Below are 5,232 nucleotides of genomic sequence, written 5' to 3'. Positions count from 1 at the left end.
CAGGCTTAGCTTCCGGGTTCGGAATGGGACCGGGCGTTTCCCTGACGCTAAAACCACCGAAACACTATCAAACAACCACACCCCCCACAAACACGAGGGCCGTGTGGTGTTTCAGAACCGTAGAGTGGATGCGTAACACCTTCGTAGACAAGTCCTCGGCCTATTAGTACCAGTCAACTCGACAACACATTACTGCGCTTCCATTTCTGGCCTATCAACCCAATGGTCTATTGGGAGCCTTAACCCACAAAGGGGTGGGATACCTCATCTTGGAACAGGCTTCCCGCTTAGATGCCTTCAGCGGTTATCCCTTCCGAACGTGGCCAACCAGCCATGCCCTTGGCAGAACAACTGGCACACCAGAGGTTCGTCCGTCCCGGTCCTCTCGTACTAGGGACAGCCTTCCTCAAGTATCCTACGCGCGCGGCGGATAGGGACCGAACTGTCTCACGACGTTCTAAACCCAGCTCGCGTGCCGCTTTAATGGGCGAACAGCCCAACCCTTGGGACCTACTCCGGCCCCAGGATGCGACGAGCCGACATCGAGGTGCCAAACCATGCCGTCGATATGGACTCTTGGGCAAGATCAGCCTGTTATCCCCGGGGTACCTTTTATCCGTTGAGCGACACCCCTTCCACCAGGAGGTGCCGGATCACTAGTCCCGACTTTCGTCCCTGCTCGACATGTCTGTCTCACAGTCAAGCTCCCTTGTGCACTTGCACTCAACACCTGATTGCCAACCAGGCTGAGGGAACCTTTGGGCGCCTCCGTTACTCTTTAGGAGGCAACCGCCCCAGTTAAACTACCCATCAGGCACTGTCCCTGAACCAGATCATGGCCCGAGGTTCAGATTCCCAATTCGACCAGAGTGGTATTTCAACAACGACTCCACAGTAACTAGCGTCACCGCTTCACAGTCTCCCACCTATCCTACACAAGCCGAACCGAAAACCAATACCAAACTATAGTAAAGGTCCCGGGGTCTTTCCGTCCTGCCGCGCGTAACGAGCATCTTTACTCGTAGTGCAATTTCGCCGGGCCTGTGGTTGAGACAGCCGGAAAGTCGTTACGCCATTCGTGCAGGTCGGAACTTACCCGACAAGGAATTTCGCTACCTTAGGATGGTTATAGTTACCACCGCCGTTTACTGGCGCTTAAATTCTCAGCTTCACCCACCAAAGTGGATTAACCGGTCCTCTTAACGTTCCAGCACCGGGCAGGCGTCAGTCCATATACATCGTCTTGCGACTTCGCATGGACCTGTGTTTTTAGTAAACAGTCGCTTTCCGCTGGTCTCTGCGGCCACCCACCCCTAGCCCGAGAAAGGCTTCAGGATGTTTGGCCCCCCTTCTCCCGAAGTTACGGGGGCATTTTGCCGAGTTCCTTAACCACAGTTCACCCGATCGCCTTGGTATTCTCTACCTGACCACCTGTGTTGGTTTGGGGTACGGGCCGTGCATGCACTCACTAGAGGCTTTTCTCGGCAGCATAGGATCACTCTACTTCGCCTCAAACGGCTACGCATCACGTCTCAGCCTATACGGAACACGGATTTGCCTATGTTCCGGCCTACACGCTTACACCAGTACTACCACTCACTGGCGGAGCTACCTTCCTGCGTCACCCCATCGCTTGACTACTACGAAATCAGGTCCCACGCTCCACACACCATCATCCACCCGAAGGCTTCAAACAGCGGCTTTGGGTGGTTAGTATCAAACGCCTCGTCATGGGCGCACATGCTCGGGTACGGGAATATCAACCCGTTGTCCATCGACTACGCCTGTCGGCCTCGCCTTAGGTCCCGACTTACCCTGGGCGGATTAGCCTGGCCCAGGAACCCTTGGTCATCCGGCGGCAGAGTTTCTCACTCTGCATTCGCTACTCATGCCTGCATTCTCACTCCCACACCCTCCACCGCTAGCTTCCGCCACGGCTTCCCTGGATGCAGGACGCTCCCCTACCCATCCATACCACTAGACAAGAGACTCAAGGCCTCAAGCCGATGTATTGCATGAATGACACAGCTTCGGCGGTGTGCTTAAGCCCCGCTACATTGTCGGCGCAGGACCACTTGACCAGTGAGCTATTACGCACTCTTTCAAGGGTGGCTGCTTCTAAGCCAACCTCCTGGTTGTCTGGGCAATCCCACATCCTTTCCCACTGAGCACACACTTAGGGGCCTTAGCTGGTGTTCTGGGCTGTTTCCCTCTCGACGACGAAGCTTATCCCCCGCCGTCTCACTGCCGCACTCTCACACCACGGTATTCGGAGTTTGGTTGATTTCGGTAACCCGGTAAGGCCCCTAGACCATCCAGTAGCTCTACCCCCGTGGTGAAACATGCGACGCTGCACCTAAATGCATTTCGGGGAGAACCAGCTATCACGGAGTTTGATTGGCCTTTCACCCCTACCCACAGCTCATCCCCTCAGTTTTCAACCTAAGTGGGTTCGGGCCTCCACGACGTCTTACCGTCGCTTCACCCTGGCCATGGGTAGATCACTCCGCTTCGGGTCTAGACCACGCGACTACATTCGCCCTATTCAGACTCGCTTTCGCTACGGCTACCCCACACGGGTTAACCTCGCCACGCAGCACTAACTCGCAGGCTCATTCTTCAAAAGGCACGCCATCACCATTACAGCTCTGACGGCTTGTAGGCACACGGTTTCAGGTACTCTTTCACTCCCCTCCCGGGGTACTTTTCATCTTTCCCTCACGGTACTCGTCCGCTATCGGTCTTCAGGAAGTATTTAGGCTTACCGGGTGGTCCCGGCAGATTCACAGCAAATTCCACGAGCTCGCTGCTACTCGGGAACACCACCAAGGTCCTTGAAACTGGTTTTCGCGTACGGGGCTCTCACCCACTCCGGCCCGCCATCCCAAGCGGTTCCACTAACCAGCACAACAACCCGAAAAGATGTCAGTCCTTTCAAGGTGGGTCCCACAACACCGCATACACAACGCCTGACAGCTTGACATATACACGGTTTAGCCTCTTCCGCTTTCGCTCGCCACTACTCACGGAATCACGGTTGTTTTCTCTTCCTACGGGTACTGAGATGTTTCACTTCCCCGCGTTCCCTCCACACACCCTATATATTCAGGTGCGGGTAACACCACATCACTGGTGCTGGGTTTCCCCATTCGGAAATCCTCGGATCACAGCTCGGTTGACAGCTCCCCGAGGCTTATCGCAGCCTCCTACGTCCTTCATCGGCTCCTGAAGCCAAGACATCCACCATGTGCCCTTAACAACTTGACCACAAAGATGCTCGCATCCACTCTACAGTTCTCAAACACCACACCAGAAACAAACAACGTTCCAGGGCTGTGTCCAGCCCTGAGGCGTGTTGCCTCAGGACCCAACAGTGTGCTTCATGAACAATCACCCTCCAAGGCGCCGGCCCTCCGTTCCACGACCCTTACGGATCAGTACTAGGCGAGGCATTGCCAACCAAGAGTGACCATAACCAGTAGTTCCACAATTCCTTGAGCAACCGAGGCAACACTGCATTCGAGTGTTAAACCCCAGCCACCCCACGCTCTTGGTCCGGGTATCCCGGGAACATGGATGTGTTGTGCTCCTTAGAAAGGAGGTGATCCAGCCGCACCTTCCGGTACGGCTACCTTGTTACGACTTCGTCCCAATCGCCAGTCCCACCTTCGACCACTCCCTCCCCCGAAGGGGTTGGGCCATGGGCTTCGGGTGTTACCGACTTTCATGACGTGACGGGCGGTGTGTACAAGGCCCGGGAACGTATTCACCGCAGCGTTGCTGATCTGCGATTACTAGCGACTCCGACTTCACGCAGTCGAGTTGCAGACTGCGATCCGAACTGAGACCGGCTTTAAGGGATTCGCTCCACCTCGCGGTATCGCAGCCCTCTGTACCAGCCATTGTAGCATGTGTGAAGCCCTGGACATAAGGGGCATGATGACTTGACGTCATCCCCACCTTCCTCCGAGTTGACCCCGGCAGTCTCCCACGAGTCCCCGCCATAACGCGCTGGCAACGTAGGATAAGGGTTGCGCTCGTTGCGGGACTTAACCCAACATCTCACGACACGAGCTGACGACAGCCATGCACCACCTGTACACCAACCACAAGGGAAGCCCCATCTCTGGGGATGTCTGGCGCATGTCAAGCCCAGGTAAGGTTCTTCGCGTTGCATCGAATTAATCCACATGCTCCGCCGCTTGTGCGGGCCCCCGTCAATTCCTTTGAGTTTTAGCCTTGCGGCCGTACTCCCCAGGCGGGGCGCTTAATGCGTTAGCTACGGCACGGACAACGTGGATGTCGCCCACACCTAGCGCCCAACGTTTACAGCGTGGACTACCAGGGTATCTAATCCTGTTCGCTCCCCACGCTTTCGCTCCTCAGCGTCAGTATCGGCCCAGAGACCCGCCTTCGCCACCGGTGTTCCTCCTGATATCTGCGCATTTCACCGCTACACCAGGAATTCCAGTCTCCCCTACCGAACTCAAGTCTGCCCGTATCGACCGCACGCTCCACGTTAAGCGTGGAGATTTCACGGCCGACGCGACAAACCGCCTACGAGCTCTTTACGCCCAATAAATCCGGACAACGCTCGCACCCTACGTATTACCGCGGCTGCTGGCACGTAGTTAGCCGGTGCTTCTTATCCAGGTACCGTCACTTGCGCTTCGTCCCTGGCGAAAGAGGTTTACAACCCGAAGGCCGTCATCCCTCACGCGGCGTCGCTGCATCAGGCTTGCGCCCATTGTGCAATATTCCCCACTGCTGCCTCCCGTAGGAGTCTGGGCCGTGTCTCAGTCCCAGTGTGGCCGGTCACCCTCTCAGGCCGGCTACCCGTCGTCGCCTTGGTAGGCCATTACCCCACCAACAAGCTGATAGGCCGCGGGTTCATCCTGCACCGCCAGAACTTTCAACCACCCACCATGCGGTAGGAGGTGATATCCGGTATTAGACCTCGTTTCCAAGGCTTATCCCAGAGTGCAGGGCAGATTACCCACGTGTTACTCACCCGTTCGCCACTCATCCCCACCCGAAAGTGGTTCAGCGTTCGACTTGCATGTGTTAAGCACGCCGCCAGCGTTCGTCCTGAGCCAGGATCAAACTCTCCAACAATGAACAGTTTAATCGAGGCAAAATACTTTGCTCTCAAAGGAACCTCATACGAGGTTCAATACATAAGCTCTACTGGCTTAGTTCACTAGCACACTGTTGAGTTCTCAAGCAACACAC

General features: G+C 55.9%; 3 rRNA genes. All 3 read right to left on the bottom strand.

Annotated elements, in window-relative coordinates:
- Positions 1-61, bottom strand: a 5S ribosomal RNA gene (rrf, locus tag QQ657_RS56385); the annotation flags it as partial.
- 82 nt (positions 62-143) lie between these two features.
- Positions 144-3,267 (bottom strand): 23S ribosomal RNA (locus QQ657_RS56380).
- Positions 3,268-3,594: 327 nt separating this feature from the next.
- Positions 3,595-5,115, bottom strand: a 16S ribosomal RNA gene (locus QQ657_RS56375).
- Positions 5,116-5,232: the final 117 nt, after the last annotated feature.

It is taken from the genome of Amycolatopsis ponsaeliensis (genome assembly GCF_030182635.1).
In the GTDB taxonomy this organism is placed as follows: domain Bacteria; phylum Actinomycetota; class Actinomycetes; order Mycobacteriales; family Pseudonocardiaceae; genus Amycolatopsis; species Amycolatopsis ponsaeliensis.
Note: the sequence above shows the minus strand (reverse complement) of the source record. Positions and strands in the feature narration are given on the sequence as shown.